The following is a 325-nucleotide window of genomic DNA, read 5'->3' as shown; positions in this document are numbered from 1 at the left end:
CCAGGGTCTCCAGCTTGTGGTCCGCCAGCGCCCAGCGCGGATCGTGACGGTATTCGGCCGCCGGGATGACGATGGAACGCATGCGTGCGGCCTTGGTGGCGATCATGCCGTTAAAGGAGTCTTCCAGCGTGATGCAGCGCAGCGGATCGCTGCCCAGGCGCTCGGCGGCGATCAGGTAGACCTCAGGGTGTGGTTTGCTGTACGGCAGGTATTCGGCGGAAACCAGCTGATCGAAGTAACCTTCAAGATCGAACATCTTCAGCACCTGCTGTTGCATGTGCAGCGGCGAGGCGGAGGCGAGGCCAATGTTCAGCCCCTGGCTGCG

At 62.8% G+C, this 325-nt stretch carries 1 protein-coding gene; it reads right to left on the bottom strand.

Annotated features, from left to right (window positions below; translation table 11 throughout):
- On the bottom strand, nucleotides 1–325 hold a 325-nt coding region (locus I53_RS26930; protein WP_043356701.1), incomplete at both ends, for an HAD-IA family hydrolase.

Source organism: Methylobacterium sp. B1 (assembly GCF_000333255.1).
In the GTDB taxonomy this organism is placed as follows: Bacteria; Pseudomonadota; Alphaproteobacteria; order Rhizobiales; family Beijerinckiaceae; genus Methylobacterium; species Methylobacterium fujisawaense.
The sequence above is the reverse complement of the archived record's forward strand: the minus strand, read 5'-3'. Positions and strand labels throughout refer to the sequence as shown.